General features: G+C 60.8%; 17 protein-coding genes. 7 read left to right on the plus strand and 10 right to left on the minus strand.

Annotation, left to right across the window (positions count from 1 at the left end; genetic code table 11):
- Positions 1–53: 53 nt before the first annotated feature.
- Complete coding sequence (locus GK109_RS09535) at positions 54–434, minus strand: VOC family protein (protein ID WP_157240036.1); 381 nt, start codon at positions 432–434, stop codon at positions 54–56.
- Positions 435–598: 164 nt separating this feature from the next.
- Between GK109_RS09535 and GK109_RS09540 the strand changes: the two genes are divergently transcribed.
- Both GK109_RS09540 and GK109_RS09545 read left to right on the plus strand, forming a co-directional pair.
- The gene (locus tag GK109_RS09540; RefSeq protein WP_231754833.1) at positions 599–1,201 is read left to right on the plus strand and encodes a hypothetical protein; all 603 of its coding nucleotides are present in this window, start codon (positions 599–601) and stop codon (positions 1,199–1,201) included.
- Between the two features lie 65 nt (positions 1,202–1,266).
- Positions 1,267–1,875: a hypothetical protein gene (locus GK109_RS09545; RefSeq protein ID WP_157240040.1), complete on the plus strand. Its 609-nt coding sequence runs from the start codon at positions 1,267–1,269 to the stop codon at positions 1,873–1,875.
- On the opposite strand, the gene GK109_RS09550 is transcribed toward GK109_RS09545, so the two are convergent.
- Positions 1,872–2,354, minus strand: coding sequence for a pyridoxamine 5'-phosphate oxidase family protein (locus GK109_RS09550; RefSeq protein WP_157240041.1), 483 nt, complete (start codon positions 2,352–2,354; stop codon positions 1,872–1,874). The genes GK109_RS09545 and GK109_RS09550 overlap by 4 nt on opposite strands.
- Positions 2,355–2,443: 89 nt before the next feature.
- Positions 2,444–3,829, minus strand: coding sequence for an NAD(P)/FAD-dependent oxidoreductase (locus tag GK109_RS09555; RefSeq protein WP_157240043.1), 1,386 nt, complete (start codon positions 3,827–3,829; stop codon positions 2,444–2,446).
- A 135-nt stretch (positions 3,830–3,964) separates the two neighbouring features.
- Between GK109_RS09555 and GK109_RS09560 the strand changes: the two genes are divergently transcribed.
- From GK109_RS09560 to GK109_RS09570, 3 genes are all read left to right on the plus strand, one after another.
- On the plus strand, positions 3,965–4,669 hold the full coding sequence (locus GK109_RS09560; RefSeq protein WP_370460776.1) for a TetR/AcrR family transcriptional regulator: 705 nt from the start codon (positions 3,965–3,967) through the stop codon (positions 4,667–4,669).
- Between the two features lie 832 nt (positions 4,670–5,501).
- A complete protein-coding gene (locus GK109_RS09565; protein WP_157240047.1) occupies positions 5,502–5,927 on the plus strand; it encodes a hypothetical protein in 426 nt (141 codons plus the stop codon).
- 283 nt (positions 5,928–6,210) lie between these two features.
- The gene (locus tag GK109_RS09570; protein WP_157240048.1) at positions 6,211–6,810 is read left to right on the plus strand and encodes a recombinase family protein; all 600 of its coding nucleotides are present in this window, start codon (positions 6,211–6,213) and stop codon (positions 6,808–6,810) included.
- Positions 6,811–6,886: 76 nt separating this feature from the next.
- Here GK109_RS09570 and GK109_RS09575 read toward each other — a convergent pair whose 3' ends face one another.
- The 7 genes from GK109_RS09575 to GK109_RS09605 all read right to left on the minus strand — a co-directional run bounded on the left by GK109_RS09575 (position 6,887) and on the right by GK109_RS09605 (position 14,466).
- Positions 6,887–8,347, minus strand: coding sequence for a hypothetical protein (locus tag GK109_RS09575; protein WP_157240050.1), 1,461 nt, complete (start codon positions 8,345–8,347; stop codon positions 6,887–6,889).
- Positions 8,340–9,311, minus strand: a complete 972-nt coding sequence (locus tag GK109_RS09580; protein ID WP_157240051.1) for a hypothetical protein — start codon at positions 9,309–9,311, stop codon at positions 8,340–8,342. Before GK109_RS09580 ends, GK109_RS09575 begins: the two co-directional genes overlap by 8 nt.
- Positions 9,312–9,400: 89 nt before the next feature.
- Complete coding sequence (locus tag GK109_RS09585) at positions 9,401–11,305, minus strand: helicase-related protein (protein ID WP_157240052.1); 1,905 nt, start codon at positions 11,303–11,305, stop codon at positions 9,401–9,403.
- Between the two features lie 31 nt (positions 11,306–11,336).
- Positions 11,337–11,969, minus strand: a complete 633-nt coding sequence (locus GK109_RS09590) for a DEAD/DEAH box helicase (RefSeq protein ID WP_157240053.1) — start codon at positions 11,967–11,969, stop codon at positions 11,337–11,339.
- On the minus strand, positions 11,966–12,913 hold the full coding sequence (locus tag GK109_RS09595) for a DUF1837 domain-containing protein (protein WP_157240054.1): 948 nt from the start codon (positions 12,911–12,913) through the stop codon (positions 11,966–11,968). Before GK109_RS09595 ends, GK109_RS09590 begins: the two co-directional genes overlap by 4 nt.
- Before the next feature lie 414 nt (positions 12,914–13,327).
- Positions 13,328–13,474 (minus strand): hypothetical protein, encoded by a 147-nt coding sequence (locus GK109_RS09600; RefSeq protein ID WP_157240055.1) that lies wholly within the window; start codon positions 13,472–13,474, stop codon positions 13,328–13,330.
- A 329-nt stretch (positions 13,475–13,803) separates the two neighbouring features.
- Positions 13,804–14,466 (minus strand): GntR family transcriptional regulator, encoded by a 663-nt coding sequence (locus GK109_RS09605; protein ID WP_157240056.1) that lies wholly within the window; start codon positions 14,464–14,466, stop codon positions 13,804–13,806.
- Positions 14,467–14,581: 115 nt separating this feature from the next.
- Between GK109_RS09605 and GK109_RS09610 the strand changes: the two genes are divergently transcribed.
- Positions 14,582–15,238: a flavin reductase family protein gene (locus GK109_RS09610; RefSeq protein ID WP_370460503.1), complete on the plus strand. Its 657-nt coding sequence runs from the start codon at positions 14,582–14,584 to the stop codon at positions 15,236–15,238.
- The gene (locus GK109_RS09615; protein WP_157240059.1) at positions 15,235–16,605 is read left to right on the plus strand and encodes an MFS transporter; all 1,371 of its coding nucleotides are present in this window, start codon (positions 15,235–15,237) and stop codon (positions 16,603–16,605) included. Before GK109_RS09610 ends, GK109_RS09615 begins: the two co-directional genes overlap by 4 nt.
- Positions 16,606–17,074 lie beyond the last annotated feature (469 nt).

A 17,074-nucleotide genomic window follows, 5' to 3' on the forward strand; every position in this document is an offset into this window, starting at 1 on the left:
AAACCTAGGCTTGTCAGGGCAGGCCTGCCTCACGGCTACCCCGCCAGGAGGCGTCAGTCCTGGTGCAGCTGGACGAAGTTCCCGCAGCCGTCGTCGAACACGGCGCTGATCCCGGAAGGATCTTCCGTGGGGCCGCTCTTGAAGCTGACCCCGGCCGCGAGCAGGCGCTCGTACTCAGCCTGCACATCCGGGACGCCGAACACTATGGCGGGGAGCCCGGCGTCATGCACTGCATTCATGTACGTGGCGCCGATGGGGTTGTCGCTGGGCTCCAGCAGCAGCCCGACAGATCCGCTGCCGGCGCCCGGGTCCTTGATGATGTAAAGGTTGTACTCCGGCATGGCCATCAGGGTCTCAAAGCCCAGGGTCCCTGTGTAGAAGGCGTGGGCGGCGGCCGGGTCCTTGACGTGGATGCTGCACATTTTGATTCTCATGGTCCCACGGTACGGTGCCTTGCCCCGGGCAGAAAGGGACTTCCGGGCGTGCCCTGAACCCGGGGTTCCGGCCATTGACCGGGCGGCCGGAAAACGTTGCAATGGAAGAACCACCCGGGCTTGTTTGTCCGGGCCTTCAATGCCGGAGGTGCAAGATGTCAGACATGGCGGAAGCCGCAGTGCAGGGCGTGCTGCAGGGGACAGGTGCGGTGGTTTTGTGCGGCCTGGTGCTGGTGGCCAGCGTGGCGGCCACGGTCTTTGTCATCCGGCGCCGTTCCCTCCTCGCGCGGGAGGACAATGCTGAACGGTCGGACCAGCTCTTCTGGGATCTGTTCCTGGGCGCATGCGTGGCTGTTCCCGCCTTGCTGATCCCGGCGTTCATATCCCCTTGGGCAGGACTGTTCCTTGGCGGTGCTGGTGTGGCTGCCGGAGTGGCTGCGTACCGGAGCAGCCCGCGGTACTTCGCGTGGCGCAGCGGCCGCCGGGAATCCCTGCAGCAGGTGGCCGCGCACCAGGAAGCGCAGGCGCGCCACGACGAACTGATCGCGCGGTGGCGCCGGTACGAGCTGGATCCGGCCTGCCTGATCGATTACCCGGCACTGACCGATGTCCGGACACCGGAAACCTCCGCCCTCATCAAGGCAATGCGGCAGGCTGAGGCGCTGCGCATGGCCCCCCAACAGGGGTATCCCGACGCCGTCACCAGCCTCGGTGCCACCCTCGCCGCCGCCGAGAGGGCAGCAGGCATCCCCGCCGAGCAGGCTTAGGGCCGGACGTTACCCGTTGTGTCGCTTCCATGGAACGGAGCGCGCAGCGGCGATAGCATCCGAAGATGGATCCTCAGGAATTGCCAACCCGTGACCAGTTCGGCCGGCTGCTGGAAGACCGCGGGGTCTGGCGGCAGGCCACGACGCTTGCGGCCGCCGGCGAACTGACCGCCCGGTGGCTGGAAGGGGCAAGCCAGTACCAGCCGGGCACGTTCGCGCCCGGCTTCGACGATGAAACCCGGCCGCTTGCTGCTGCCCTCGCCGAGCTGAACCGAAACGGGATTTTCACGAAGGAGTCCCAGCCCGGCATCAGGACCGAATCGGCTGCGCAGCGGCAGTACGTAACAGGATTCTGCTCCGCCGCCGCGGCCACTGCGCTGCTGGCCCTGTCCACCCGCACGGAACTGGTGACGGTGGCCCATGCTCCCGGTGAGGCCAGCAGCGCAGCAATACCTGTGACCCTGGCCGGGACAGAAGTGACCACGGTCCTCGGGTCAAGCGAAAATCCGGTGGAGGAGGAGCAGGTCCAGGACTGGGCGGACGAAACCAACGATGCCCTGGCCCTGCTGCTGTCCGACTCCTGGTACGTGGAGGTCTTCGATCCCGCCTGGGGACGGAATGATCTCCTGCTGCCGGAGGTTCTCGCAGCGCTGCAAAGGGTGGAGCTGGACTAAAGCTCCACCGTGCCGCTCTCGCCGACACTCATCCGGCTGTTGGTGACCTTGGACTTGGCCCACTGGAGCACCGTGGCGCCCGTTCCGCCAGGGCTGGTCCAGTATTCGGCTGAGTCGGAGTCGATCCGGAGCAGGCACACCTCGGGGGTGTCCGGTCCGTCGGGGAACCACGCTTCGACAGCCTGGTTCCACATTTCACGGATCTTTGCCCGGTCCGTCACCACCTCCGCGGTCCCCGCGACGGAAACCCACTCGGTGTTCTTGCCAAAGGAAACGTTAACGCGCGGGTCAGCCCGGACATGCGCAACCTGTGAGGTGCCGAGGCCCGTGAAGAACCACATGTCGCCGTCGTCCTTAACATCCTGGACGGCGAGCGGCCGGCTGACGAGTGCGCCTTCCTCGTTGATGGTAGTCAACATCCCGATGTGGGAGTGGTTGATGATGTCCGTAACCTTGCTGATGCTCCCGGTGTCGGTCATGTCTCACCTCATTCGTCTGCGTGCGGGGACGCTCCCCACCGCCAGCCTATTGGTAAGCATGCTTACATTCCAGCCGGGCCGGTCCCGCTTTAGGCCGGAACGGGCAACTTCGCTGCTTCGCGGATGCTGGCAGCGGTGCGGAGCCCCATCCGGATTGCGCCGTCCACGTGCTGGTAGCCTTCCGCGGCGAGGTCGGAGGAGGACCAGTAGATGGGTCCGACCGGCACGTGCTGGTCCTTGCCGTAGCGGTGAAGCCCGCCGAGGTCGTAGCTGGAGGCATAGGCGCCGCGGGTCCATTCCTCCGAGCCCCAGTCGGACTCGTAGTAGACCTCGGGCTCAAGCGCTTCAGCGCCGAGGAAGCCGGCGATCGACTCCAGGATGGCACGCTGGCGTTCGTCGGCACCCAACTCGAAGACGGCGTCGGCCTTTTCATCGGAGACGAAGCCCACCAGGGTGCCCCTGGTATCGCCGAAGTTGGTGTTGTCGTAAACCTCCTGGACTAGGGACCCGGCGCCGAAGCAGGTGCCGGAGAGGCCGGAGTTCCGCCAGAACGGGCGGCTGTAGACGGCATGGACCTTGATGACCAGGCCCAGGGACTGGTGCTGGTGCATCTGGTGCTGGCGGCGCGGCAGCGGCGGGTTGAAGGAGACCCGCGAGTAGAGGTTGGGCGGCACCGCCATGATCACGAACCGGGCGTTGACGGTGGCACGGTCCGATTCGACGGTGACGCGGTGGCCGCCGTCGGCGTCCGGCTCCCAGTTGATGGTACGCACCGGAGAGTTAAGGACGACGTCGTCCCCCAGCTCCTGCGCCAGCAGCAGCGAGACCTGCTGCATGCCGCCCACAACACGCCGGTCCAGGATGAAGTCCTCGTCCGTGAGGTGGGTGAAGGACCCCGCGGAGGCGGCCATCAGCACAGCCTGCAGGGCGGAGAAGGCGTGGGCCGGCTTGGTGAGCATGCCGCCGGCGATGAAGAGGCCGATGTTGCTGCAGGCCTCTTCATTCGCGGAGTGCCGGCGCAGCCAGTGGTGGAAGGAGACGGTGTCCAGTTCCCGGGCCTTGGGGTGGGCCCAGGGCTCGGTGGGGCCGATCTCGGCGGCGAGGCCATCCAGCAGGCCGATGAGCTTGTTCATTTCGACTTCGGTGTCCGGGTCCACGGGGAAGGTGTCGCCGGCGTAGCGGACCGGGATGCCATCCTTGCCGATGTACATGGAATCGCCCTCCCGGTAGCGCGGGTAGGTCCGGAGGCCGAGTTCCTGGAGGAGGTCCAGGAGCACGGTTTGGTCCGGGGAAACCCACTGGCCGCCGATTTCGAGCATGGCCCCGTCCACGGTGTCGGTCCAGGTGCGGCCGCCTACGCGGTCGCGGGCCTCCAGCACGGCGACGCTGAGGCCGGCCTTCTTCAGTTCGCGGGCTGCGGTGAGTCCCGAGGGCCCGGCTCCGACGACCACGACGTCGCGGTTCAGGTTCAGCATGATGTCCTCTCTTGGGTTCCTTTGCCGGGAACCAGTAAATGAATGACGTTCATTTATGAGAACTATAGCTGTTTGGCTCCGGGACCGGAAGTGCCGGATGGAATAATGCTGGAGACCACCGACGAAAGGCCAGTGATGCCGGCAGGACCAGCTGTACAGGGACGCTCCGTGGGGAATTCCGGGACCCCCGCTGGAAATGCGGGGGCCAGGAGGCGGGCGGGACGGCCGTCCGCCGCACTGCTGGACAAGGCGGGGATCACGGCGGCGGCGCTGGAACTCATCAACCGCAAGGGCTACGACGGCCTCACCATGGCGGGCCTGGCCAAGGAACTGGACGTGGCGCCGTCGGCCCTTTACAACCATGTGGCCTCGAAAAGGGACGTCCTGCTCCTGGTGGAGGACCATTTGACCTCACTGGTGGATGTGTCCGATTTTGGCTCGGCTCCCTGGGAAGAGGCGGTACGAAGCTGGGCGTGGAGCTACCGGAATGTCTTCGCCCGGCATACGCCGCTCATTCCGGTCATTGCCGTGCTTCCGGTGACGGACGCGCCGCAGACGCTGGCGATGTACGAGACCGTGAGCAAGGGATTTCTCGACGCCGGATTCCCGCAGGATCGGGTGGTGTCCTCGATCGTGGCACTGGAGTCCTTTATTTTCGGCTCCGCATACGACGTCACGGCACCGGCGGATATTTTCGATTCGGGCACGATGGCCGGCTCGACGCCTCATTTCACCGCCGCCGTGCGGAGTGCGGCGAATAACGACCGGTCCCCCGCGGATGCGGCTTTCAGTCTGGGGCTCGAGGCGCTGATTTCGGGGCTGGGTGCGCTGCGGGGGTAGGAGCTGCGGTGACGCTGAGCAGTCAGCTAGGAAAGACTCCGGCCGCATCCGCTCGATGTAGAGCTCCAGTCCGATCTTGTCTTGGTGCGCCAGTGGCCGCACCGCACTCTCGAACAGATGGAGACCGGCGGTCCAGTCATCCCAAAGCCCGTCGCTCATGACGAGGTCCGTTCTCGATCTCAGCGCCCGGACGGCAGCGGCTATCAAGACCGCTGTAACTACCTCGTCCTAAGGCCGGTTCCAAGTCTTACTAGACCCAGTCATCCTTGGATATCCGAGCTTCCTGGCGCTCCGCAGATGGAATGTTTCGAATGCTTTGCCGGCAGCCTTGAGGCCGTTCAACCGGATAGCCTAATGCTCAGGGATGATGGAAAGTCCTTGGCCGTTCGGGCCGCAGATGGTTACGGCCTGATGCTGCCACGATCATGCGCGCATCAGCGATTACCTCGGCAGTCGCCCTCAGGCCAGGAAAGTAGTAGCGGGTATAGCCCATGGCGCTCCCTGTTCACGTCATACTGCACAAACGGCCTGGCGAATGCTCCACCCCAAGCGAGGCGTCGGCCATCTCACTTCGGGATGGCTCCAATAGGGTTCTCGGAACACCTTCCATTTTGAATGCCGATAACCTACGTTATGTAAAGCTACGCAGGGGAGCGGGATCGCCGTGTGCTCGAAACCAGACTCTTGGCAGGCACTTCACCCGACACAGCCCAATCATTGCGAGGCCTAGCCTTTGAGATCTGTCTGCCCGCCTTATGGTGTGAATGTGCTGGGCAGCGACTTGGATTCATAATGCCCGACTCCCTGATAACTGATGACGATTGAGGACTAAATGAGCTTGCGGGAAAAATGGGCCGATCAGGAGCGGGAACGCCAGGCGGCCAATGAGGAACGCGTCCGGGTGCGCGAAGCAGAACGGGCTAAAGAAGCGTACAAAAACAGCCCTGTGGGCCTCGCAGAGACGGCATACCAAAATGGAGACCAGTTCTTTCAGGTCGAGATGGAAGTAAGTTCTCTGGCTGGCTCACACTCTTCGTTCGGGTCCTCCGAAAACCGCCTGGTCCAGGCTGCTTCGACTGCTGTAACCCTGGGGCAGATCGAAGCCCTTGGCTGGCATCTTGAGCACGCCGGTTATGTCTTCGTGGAAACCGGGTCGACTTCTACCAACCGTGTGCTGGCAACTGGGCAGGGCGTAGTCACCAAGGGTCATGTCGCAGGAATCTATCTGTTCAGGCGTGCCGGGCAAAAGAAGATCTGAGTCAGCTGAAGGGCAAGAGAGGTGCTTCGACCCATGAGGCCAGCCCGGCCGGAGTGTCTACAAGGGGTCAACCGCTCCCCCTACTCAAATTTGGTCAGGCCGATAGCCACGTTATGTAAACTAGAGGGCTGCGTATGGCATGTGATGCATCATCTGCGCGTGTGTTCCCCGCCGCGGCCGAAACTCGCCTACTCACAGGTAGCGCCCTCGGTAGCAGAGCTGACTCTTGACGCTCCTCCCGGATGTTTGGACAATTCCACGCAACTAAGAGTTGGAGGCGGTCATGGTTGGTCAGCGTATCGGTTACGTCCGGGTCAGCACCCTTGATCAGAACGAGAAACGCCAACTCGAGGGGCAGGTTCTCGACCGAGTCTTCACGGACAAAGCTTCCGGCAGGGACACTGCGCGGCCGCAGCTGACAGAACTGCTTCGGTTCGCCCGCGACGGGGACACAGTCGTGGTGCACAGCATGGACCGGCTTGCCCGCAACCTGGATGACCTTCGTGCCCTCGTTCAAGGGCTTACGAAACGAGGGGTACGTGTCGAGTTCATCAAGGAGCACCTCGTCTTCACTGGTGAGGACTCCCCCATGGCTAACCTCATGCTCTCGGTCATGGGAGCCTTCGCCGAATTCGAACGCTCCCTCATTCGAGAGCGTCAGCGGGAAGGCATCGCCTTGGCCCAGCAACGCGGCGTGTACAAGGGAAGAAAGAAGACGCTGACACCGGAACGGGCAGCCGAGCTGGTCCAACGCGCGGGCAGCGGAATCCCGAAAGTTGTCCTCGCCCGTGACTACGGAATCAGCAGGGAAACGGTCTATCAATATCTCCGCCACGCCAACGGAATGCATCCGAAGCAGCTTCCTCCCACGCAGCTCATTTAGAGGGCCTACCATCGCGTCCATCCACTCACTGCAAGAATGGCAAGGACTCAGGACACCTTTGTTCTGAGCGTAAAAACTAGTCGAGAAAATAGGCGTGAACCTTCTCGTCGGAGTCCAAAATTTCGTCTGCAGGCACATCCAGCCGTCGTGCGAGTTCGGCTGATCCAATGAGTGCGACCTGCACGTCAGGCGAGAAGGCTCGTTCGAGTAAGCCGAGATAGTCGGACATGCCTCGATCCAATTTCTCTATGAGCTCCTGGTACTCGCCGGCGAGCTGATCGTCGAGCACGCGCTGCTCGCTGAGATAGCGTTCGATCAGCTCGGCCTCTCGCTTCGAGAGGGATGATGCGGCCGCCTTGTACATTATTGTGCCGACCGTGTTGCCGATAACGGCGCCGAGTACTGGAACTGGGATGAGCGCCTGGCCGACAAAAGACGACAGTGCGCTCACCGCGGCTTCCAAGGCGACGAGCTCGGAGTTCTCGATGAACTCGAGCTGGTCGATCTCGCCACAGCGGAGCTTATTCGCTTGGTCTGCGATACCGAAGGCGACGGTGACAATTGAGCTTGCGACGGCCGCTGATGTGGCAGTGAAGTTCGTCAGCGTGTAGATGCTGAGGCCGCGTACTCCGCCTTTGACGAAGCTGAAGCCGGTCTCTCCTGCGATGTCGATCCAGTCCTGCTCGCTGAACTCTTTGAGCCTCTTGCCTTCGCGACGCTTGGCGGCCACGGCCAGCACGAAAGCTGTACCGCCCTCAACCGCGGCGGCTGCGAGTGTGGCTTTTGCTCCTTCTTGCAGGTTTGGCAGGCTCTCCTGATAGGCGTTGTCACGAAGTGCCTGGTCGGTAGAACGGAGGGAGGTTTCCTCGGCCGCCATGGTCGACTCGTAAGCGCCCCTCTGTACCTCGTGGTACTTGAGCGTCGATGGTTCGAGTGTTTCAATACCGATCGATCCGTCTTGGAAGAACGCATCGATTCGTTGCCAGTCCTTAAAGGAGGGTCCGTCTCCGCTGCGCGACAGGAGCTTTCCGGCTTCCTCGGGCGGCGTGGAGTACATCTCCTTAATCACCTCGAAGTAATCAGCGGGTATCTGGTACTTCCCGCCGTTCTGGACGAAGTCGGGATACTTCTGGAGGTGTTCGATAATTGCTCCTAGGGAGAAGCGGCCACCTGCTGCGACGAACTTTTGCTGGATCTCCACCCCGCTGCGGATTAGGTCCACGGGCCCGTTATCGTTCACCCATTGGTAGACCTGCGCTTGGCCCAGGATCTGTTGCCGGGCATTGGAGATACCCACCTCCGCGATCTCCGCGATGAAGCCGTGCATTCCGTGCTGTCCGCCGCGATTGGCGGTGACCACCTCAAGGTCAATCTTCCGAATAGCTTCATCGATGCTGGTGAGTGCGTTCAGCAGGTTCTCGTCCTGCTGCCTGAAAGAGCTCAGCAGGTCGTCAATGCGGAGTTGGTTGAGGTAGTTCACCCATGAAGCGACTGCCTGCTTCTGATTGCTCCTGACCAACTTCGGCAGGTCATCCATCAGTCACATCCCGCTCGATGCGTCTGCTCAGCAGTGCTGCACACGACTTCGTATTGTTCACGAGGACGCCGAGTTCCTGCTGCTGGGAATCGGAGAGGGAACGGAAGTCGGCACCAAAGTACGGCAGTGCCTGGCCGTAGCACTTCACCAGCTCTACGCGAAGCGTGGTGGTCTTCTGGAGGAGGTCGTCGATCTTTGCATCATCGCTTTTGACCGACGCGGTGTTGCGCTTTACAGCAGCAAGCGCCTCCTCCTTTGCCGCGAGGTTGTCGAACTTTTTCTTTGCGAACAACGCGATTGAGGCGAGGAGGGTGGCTCCTGCAACCGTCCATCCGACGGGGCCGGCCAGCGCCAGTATTGCGCCGCCTGCCGCGGTGCCTCCACCTCCGGCAGCCAATGCGCCGCCCCCAAGCCATGCAAGAGCGGCGTTGCTCGCAGCGGCTCCGGAGAGAGCTGAGATTGCGGTACCAGTTGAGGCAGTGCCGAAAGTGGTGGCGACCCACATCGCGGCCGTTGGCGCCACGCTCGCGACTGCAGCTCCCGCGGCAAACCCAGCGCCGGCGCCGGCAGCAGACCGTTGCGCAGCTTCCAGGTCCTTCCGGGCGAACTCCTCCGCATCCAAAAACTCGGCCTTGTAGTCGCCGATCTCGCCGAAGGAGGTCTCGAACGACTTCGGGGTGTTGGCGATGCTGTTCACCAACAGCTCGACAAACTCGATCAGGTCCGCCGACCGTTCGCGCTGGCGCAGGAGCGAAAGCCCCTTGTCGCTCATCCCAGCGAAGGCTGCGTTGTAATCCGCTATCGCCTCCTCGTAGGCGTCCGGCGCCTTCACGGCCATTTTATCGACTGTCTCTTTGGCGGCTTCCTTGACGCTTTCAACCTGCTCGATGAGCTGCGCCGACGCACTCCGAAAGACCTTGCCAATGCCTTCTACGGCCTTACTCACGTCGACTTGTTCAGCCATCGTCTTCCCCTCAACTGGATTGCGGTTCGCTTCCGAGAAAAGATTATCGATTTGCCGCTGACAAATCGGGCGTTCACGTGCGCTGTTGTTTATGCCTTCCTGGATGTACTGTCGCGTGAACTCATGGCAAGGGACTCGACCAGATCCATAATTTCCTGTTGCACAAGCACGGGAATATCCATACCCTCGATGTTTCGTCCTCGAAGCCATGCCAAGCACTCTTCGGTAGTCCAGCTATCGGCAGTGACGTACCCGGCTATGGCTACCGTTGCCGTCCGGGACAACCCCAGGGACATCATTACTACTTCACTTGCGCGCGAAACACCGAGTTCCAGCAACATGGTTATGTCGGGGCCGTCGGCGATATCATGAACTCCTCGTTCTGCTGCGTAGACCTTGAGGATGTCGTTGTAGCACGACAGATACTTAGGCGCTTGAAACCGTGCCACAGTTTCAATATCGGCCATGACGTCCCGAATTGCCTTGGCTATGGGCACGTTCCGTCCCGATCGTTGTTCGATAAGTCTTGCGAGCGGAAATCCATGCATCCAATTCACCACTAAATTCGCGAGCTGCCACTTGCGTTTGTCTTCTCCGTTTGCTGGTGGCAGGCCAAAGGCCGTTGTCATCATTTGTCCAAGAATCACAAAAGCCGCCTGATAACGCGGCTTTGCGTCGCCTTCTTCCGGCAAGGCCAGGACTAGGTCGTGAGGGTCTTTTGCGTCGTTGCGGAACTTGGTCAGCAGACGTTGCATGGATACTGGGGAGATACCGGCGTGACGAGCAATCAGCTCCTGTGGGAACTCTGCGTCGTTGACGACCTGCTCAACGGCCTGACGTAGCTCGGCCCTATCGGCATGCGAGGGAAGTTGACTCAGGAGTCCCTCAATGTCGGCTCCTGCTGCATGCTTGGCCGCTAAGTACGAAAAGAGGTTCTCGGAAGGTGAGTTCGACGATTTCAGTGCAAAATCATTGCGCACATAGTCGAGAATTGGCTCAGGTCGGAGTACACCCTGCTGCGTAGCAAGACTGAGCTGGGAACGACGACGCGTCGTTGGGAGATTTGGCCATAGATCAGGGTCGTCAGTATCGATGCACACAATGTTCCCTTGAAACTCTTTCCCCCAGCGCCCCGCTCTTCCTGCCAGGTTCCAGAAGTCGGCCTCGGACATGGGATTCCCTCTGCCCTTCTGGGGATTCCTGACGAATATCGTCCTGCAAGGTAAGTTCACGCCCTCAAGAAGAGTGGATGTACAGACCAGGAACTTGATCTTTCCTAAGCCAAACAGCCGTTCTATCTCCGCTCTAATAGCCAGTGGCATGTTGCCGTAGTGAAAGGCGACTCCCTTTTCCAGAACGTCTGCGAGGCTATACCGCGGATGAACAGCAGTTCTGACGAGCTCTTGTAGGTTTCGGATGTCTTCGTCCGCATCCACGGATACTGACAAATCAGCTATATTTTGGGCAACCTTCTCGGCCTCATCGGCGCCGTTGACGTAAACAATGTTTCCTCCCTCCTCGCCGCCCAGAGCCTGCGCGACATAGGCAAGCCTCATTGGAACCCTGGTGGCCCGCTGTAGGAGTTCGAACTTTCCGATGGGGATTATTTCTCCGTCGTGGACTAGAGAAACTCTTCGCTTGGCTGGGGAACGATGCACTCCCTCGACTCTGAGCAGGTTTTGGTTCACGGTTATGGCTTCAGACACGATGGCGTGGGAATCCACCCCGGCGGGCCGACTCGAAAGCAACAATTCAGGGTTGGAGCTTAGCGGACTGGCGAAGATGACCTGGGCCCGGGGATTGTCATTCGTGGTCCGGTCAATGACCTGCTGGAGCAAGATACCTCTTTCGGCCCCACCAAGCCCTTGCGCCTCGTCAACGAAGAGAAAATCAATCTCAAATGGGTGTTGAGATTCTTGGATGAGGTGCAGGCGTTCTTGCGTCAGAACAAGGACTCGATTGTGAATCTTGTTGAGGTCGGGGTCCCAAGGCATGACAATGACTCCAGTGCCAGCGGGGACCTCGTTACGGAAGTCTGCGGACACTTTCCTCTACTAGAGCCCTAGTGGGTGCAAGATACACAGCAGTGATTCGCTCCCGTTGACGGATCTGCTCCAGGAACCATTCCCGAACAATCCTGGACTTTCCAGCGGAGGTGGGTGCTGAAACACTTAGCCACTCATTCGCTTTTGCTCCCGCCCATAGCTGTTCTTGAAAAGTATTCACCTCTAGGTTTTCACCTGTTGATAGTGGAATGGAGAGGCGCAGCTTGGTACGGATAATTTCCAGCCGTAGCAGTGGTGGAAGCTTCGTCCAGACCTCCGGGTCGACCATGTTCCTTGATTCGGCGAGCTGAACAGCCCGATGATTTCCCACCCGCTCCAGCAGTGCTGCAGCTGCGTGCTTGTGGCCGGCCTCAGTCTCTACGTCCTCTGACAAGCAGCCTGAAGCGATGCGCAGTACTGCATTCTGTGCTCGCTCCGTACTCGTCGAAGCGAGTATGCTGGCGCCGAATAGCGTGAAGTTCCAGTCAATTTGATCAGGTTCCGCGTCCATCGTGATGACTGGAAACTCTTTACTCAGTGAGTGAAGCCTGATCGATTTCAGCGCAGTGGTGAACTTTCCGGAGTCGAAAACTCGGGCTGAAGCGTCGCTCATGAGACTCCCAACTTCGCTCGTACGGCTTTCCGCAAGGCATCGACATCAGGTACGGGAATGCAAAAAACATCAATCCCGACTTGCACCAAGTTATGCTGGGTCAGGCGGCGCCCGACGGCCGCCCTCCATCTTTGGACCGCATTGCTCAGCTGCTTGGATTGCGCCGCTTCAAGGGAATCTAGATTCGGGTAGTCCCCGTGGTCGAAGCCGACCAGGCACGCACCATTCCATCTGACCTTTAGGCGGCGCGGACTGCTCTCGTCGAAGTACTCAAGAAGGTGACTCGCGAGATCGGCGTGCTGAACATTGAGGTTGTCCCTAACGAGCAGTAGATCCCGTTTGCGAGTCTCCGCTCCGTCCGCGGCGAGGAAGGGAGCGATGCTATCAAAGCAATCAGTGAAGGCATCAGAACTAGACTTGTATAGTTTTGACTCACCCCAGTACACGTCAAGAATGCCATCTTCACCAAGAGACGCGTGAACGCCGTCGGAACCATGGACATGCACGTTACTGCTGGTCTTCAGCGACATTTTGGCGAGCAATTGCGGAAGACCCAGTAACCGCTCCATGAGGAGGAAGAGTAGTAGTTCTCCCCCCTCCCCCGTCCCGTCTGCGTCCACGAATAGCTCCCGGGCCTGTTGCTCAAGTCTAGAGAAGTGGCTTGTGGATCGGGTGCGTTGGAGGTACTCAACAGCCTCTTCCACCCGTGCCCGTGGAATGCAGAAGTCCATTGCCGCCCTAGCCATCGCTGAAGCCAAGAGGTCAACAGCGGGTGCTCCGCCCGCATCTACAGCTAAGAAGTGTGTGCGTACTACGGTTCGAGTTCCGTCGAGTGTGGTTGGTATTTCATACTCTTTCAGCAGGTGCAAAAACTCGTTTGGGTCGCCCCTTACTAGTCCTGCTAAGAGGTCGGAAAAGGACCCCTCAACGGGTGCGGAACTCATCGTGGCTTTCCCCCAAAAAATGACCTTGAGGCCAACACTGAAGGCAGTATCGGCCGTGAGTGACAGACTTCTTTACATTCTGGAGCCACTCATAAAAAGACGCCCATTGTGACACGGCGCGCACCGAGATCAAGGTTGCGGCGGGTCGTTCGCTCGGCTCAGTGACAGTCCCTTCTTCTGTTACTAGATGCGGCCACTGTCACTGTTGAGAAGGTCCAGACAGGAGTAGGACCTGAGGAGAGCTCGAGTAGCTGGATAGCAGCCTCCGGTTGCCGAGAGAGTCGTTCGGTTATCAATCCGTGGACGGCACCGTCGATCTAACTGACGCGGTCGTGGTTAGGAACCGCGGTGTCCCGACTCGGCAGCTTGACAGAATCTTTATTATCGGCCCTTTGGGGTAGGTGGGGGAGAACCCTAAAGGGGCCCTTTTCCAGGCACCATCGGTAGTGTCTCTCCCAGCATTCGTACTCGGAGCAGCTTGGCCAGGGCCAGGTTCACGGCGGTGAGGTCCAGGACGGCCGGGTCGAAACGCTCATCGGAGCCGTCGCGTCGGCCGCCCATGCGGCGTGTACGGGGTGGCGAGGATGCGAAGGGTTGGCCAAGGCACCCACGATCTCTTCATAGCCGGGAAGTCCTCCTGGGTCTTCGAGCCTGCCGCGCCGGAGGACTGTCGTCGCCCGCAGGGCCGCGGGAAACCAGCGCGAGCCGGTGCAGCCGGCTGTCGCCGAAGTCGTGTTCTTAGAGCGCTCCGCTGGAGCCCAGCGCGAGCAGCTGTTCCAGGAAGCAATCCTCATCAGGCCGGAACACCCGACGGGACGGTTCAGCGCCAGGAACGCCCGGAATAGCAACCGAGGCGCGTCCGCAGGGACGGCCCGCCAGGAATGCGACAGCTAGTACTGAGGTGCGCCCAGGCGTCCCAGCCTTGCGTTGCGGGTGGCAACACTTAGGGCAAACCTGACGAGGTAGTCATTGAGCTGTATGGATGCCCGCTGGGCGGCTTCTGCGTCTCGAGCCAGGATTGCGCGCAGCAGCTGCAGGTGCATCCCCTTCCCTGCCCGCACTTCTTCAACGGCATCAACAACATGGGCCAGCCAGAACCGTCTGGACAGACCCTGCAGCGGGGTCATGGCATCACCCAGGTACTCGTTATGGGCTGCTTCACAAAGCATGCGGTGTGTCGCCCGGACGGCCCGGACGTAATCCTCGAGGTCGTGGATGTCTGCCAGCTCCTCGGCGAGTGCCTCAATGCCGGCGAGTTGGGCAGTGGTCGCCCTTTCACAGGCCAACGCCACCGCAAGAGCCTCCATGGCCCTGCGGACCTCGAGCCGCCGGAGTTGTTCATCCACCGAATTCGCCGGGATCTCGATCCCCCGACCCGGCCTGATGCGGACCAAGTGGTCCCGATCCAGACGCTGGAGAGCCTCACGCAGGGGCGTCCGCCCAAGCCCGACCTCCTCCACCAATCCCGCTTCCGTATGAAAGGTGCCCGGCTCCAGCCGTCCGGTTTCGATCATTTCGGCAAGCAATAAATACGCGTCGTCAGCCTTCGTCATCCCACTCCCCTTCCATTCCAGACTACACAATAGACGGCCGCATACTCTTGATATATTCCGCATATATGCTCTACGCTGAGGGTGTAGCAGTGATCCCCACCACATGGAGAATGTCGTGAAGTACAACCCGGCCACCGAGCCCAGCCCCTTGCCTTACTCCCCTTTCAAGAGCTGCACTGTCCCCCGTCCCATCGGCTGGCTCTCCAGCGTGAGCACGACCGGCGTGGAGAACATCGCGCCCTACAGCCAGTGGCAGAACTTGACCTTCGACCCGCCGATGGTGATGTTTTCAGCCAACCAATACCCGGACGGGCGCCGGAAAGACACAGTCATCAACGCTGAGAACACCGGCTGGTTCGTCTGGAACATGGCGACCTACCCGCTGCGTGAAGCTGTGAACAAGTCCGCCATGGCCCTCGGTCCGGAGGAAAGTGAATTCGAACATCTGGGACTCACGCGCACCTACGCAGAGAACTTCCCGGTCCCGATGGTCCAGGAGAGCCCGGTTAAGTTCGAATGCAAGTACCACTCCACCCACCGCATCCCCGGAGCCTCCGCGGTCGGAACCGTCGATATCATCTTCGCCACTGTCGAAACGGTGCACATCGACGATGAAGTCATCACGGTTGACGGCAGGCTGGACATCAAAAAAATTGAGCCCATCGCCCGTCTGGGATACTTCGATTACACCGTGGTGCGCGAGACCTTTGAGATGCGCGTACCCGGAGCGGACCAGGACGCCCAAATGGGTCTGGAAGGACGGGCAGCATGACCAACCACAGCAGCTCCACCCGGGCGGCCGCGGAACCGCTGCCTGACACCACCGCAGCGGATAAGAGCAAAAGGTTCAGGGACCTCATCGCCGTCAACTTCGGCAACACCCTGGAATGGTACGACTGGACGATCTATTCGATCTTCGCCCCCTACTTCGCCGTCCAGTTCTTCCAGCCCGACAACCCCACCTCCGCGCTGCTGTCGACACTTGCCGTGTTCGCCGTCGGCTTCGTGACCCGGCCCCTGGGCGGGTTCCTCTTCGGCGCGTATGCCGACCGCGCCGGCCGCCGCAAGAGCCTGACCGTCGCCATGATGCTCACAGCCTTCGGCAGCATCGCCATCGCCATCGCACCAACCTACGGCTCCGTTGGGGTCCTGGCGTCCGTGCTCCTGCTCGTCGCCCGTCTTCTGCAAGGCCTGGCCCACGGCGGCGAAATGGGCACCTCCGTGACCTACCTGGTCGAACGCGCCCCCCAGGGGCGACGGGCACTTTTCGGCAGCACGTCCTGGGTCAGCGTCGTCCTCGGAACCATACTCGCCACCATCACCGGCCTGATCCTGAACTCCAGCCTCCCCTCGGACGACATGAAAACCTGGGGCTGGCGGATCGCCTTCGCCATTGGCGGCGTGCTCGGTCTTTACGCCCTTTACCTCCGCCGGCGGCTGACCGAGACCGACGCATTCGAGAAAGCCTCGCACTCCGACGGAAACCAGCCCGATGCCGAGTCACTCCTGCCCGGCCAATCAGGTTCGGCCGGGCAGGCAAAGCGCGGCCTGCTTCACTACTGGCGCTCAATCCTCATCGTCTTCGGCCTGTCAGCAGGCGGCTCAGTCATGTTCTACACCTGGCTGATCTACATGCCCACCTACGCACAAGTCCACTACAAACAGGATGCTTCCAGCGCACTGGTCGCCAGCCTCATCGCCCAGGTATTCTTCCTCGGGGCCGTCCTGGGCGCAGGGTGGCTCGGAGACCGCATCGGACGCAAACCCCTGGTCATCGCCTTCGGCGCAGCGTTCGTCCTGCTGACCATTCCGATCTACAACCTCGTCGACGGGACCTTCGGAACCCTGCTCCTGGCCATGCTGGCATCGCTGACAGCCATGGCCCTGCTCTTCGGAGTCAACGGCGCAGTCTGGGCAGAAGTATTCCCCACCAAAGTCCGCGCCGCCGGAGTCGCGGGCCCCCTCTCCTTCGCCACAGCCATATTCGGCGGAACCGCACCCTACGTAAACACAGCCCTCGGCCAGGCAGGCCACCAGGACTGGTTCCTCTTCTACCTCGTAGGAGTAGCCGCCATCACCCTGATCACCGGCCTACTCATGCGCGAAACCAAAAACAACAGCCTCGTCCGCGGGGCCTGACACAGTCCTCAAACCGGCCTTACCAGAAAGCGCTGGGGACGTGCAGACGTCCCCAGCGCTCTCCACAACTCTCCGCCTGTGAAGACACCAAACTCGGGCGCGGCGGAGTTTGCAGGTCCAACGCCTCCTCGAGGTCCACCTTCTCGATCTCCAATTTCGGACGCTTCCGCAGAGGCAAATCAATCTCCCTAAACGCTGCGACCGTCATCACTCTTGGTTCCGCTACCACCAACAAGTCAAACAATCAGGTGAACCACAATGAAGCAGCGAACTGATCCCCTGCCTGAGCGCATGTGTGCCTCTTCCCGTGGCAGCCGTTGGCAGGAGGCACCTCCCATGACACAGGACCTTGTACCAACCAGCTATGACGGTGCCCTGTTCCCCGACATGGAGGAATAACTTCCCGCACCGGGTGGACGGCCATTTGGGTTGGCACTCCCGCACTTTCCCTGAGTCCCTGACATCACAC

It is taken from the genome of Pseudarthrobacter sp. GA104 (genome assembly GCF_009741265.1).
GTDB lineage: Bacteria > Actinomycetota > Actinomycetes > Actinomycetales > Micrococcaceae > Arthrobacter.